Consider the following 510-nt stretch of genomic DNA (forward strand, 5'->3'; position numbering starts at 1 on the left):
CCGCGCCCCGGTCCGCGCCCGGCCGCGCCGGCCCAGCCGGCCCCGGCGCAGGAGGTCCCGGCCGCCAAGGCCGAGCCCGCCGCGCCCAAGCCGGCCCCGAAGCAGCAGGACGCCGCGTCCGCCGGTTCGGTCGTGCCGCCCAAGCCGCAGGGCCCCAAGCCCGGCGGCCCGAAGCCCGGTCCGCGCACCCCGCGGGTCGGCAACAACCCGTTCGGCGTCGGTTCCGGGGCCCCGGCCCCGCGTCCGCCCGCCCCGCGCCCCGGCCCCGGCCAGGGCGGCGACAACCGTCCCCCGCGTCCGGGCGGCGGCCAGGGCGGCGACACCCGTCCGCCGCGTCCCGGCGGCGGCCAGGGCGGCGGCAACCGGCCCAGCCCGGGCAACATGCCCCCGCGCCCGAACCCCGGCATGATGCCGGGCCGCGCCCGTCCGGCCGGACCGGCCGGCGGCCGAGGCGGTCCCGGCGGCGGCGGCCGTCCCGGTGGCGGCGGCGGTCGTCCGGGCGGCGGTGGC

At 85.5% G+C, this 510-nt stretch carries 1 pseudogene; it reads left to right on the forward strand.

Annotated features, from left to right (window positions below):
- A pseudogene (locus tag L942_RS07700) lies at positions 1–510 on the forward strand (translation initiation factor IF-2); the annotation flags it as partial.

The organism is Amycolatopsis orientalis DSM 43388 (assembly GCF_000411975.1).
GTDB lineage: Bacteria > Actinomycetota > Actinomycetes > Mycobacteriales > Pseudonocardiaceae > Amycolatopsis > Amycolatopsis orientalis_D.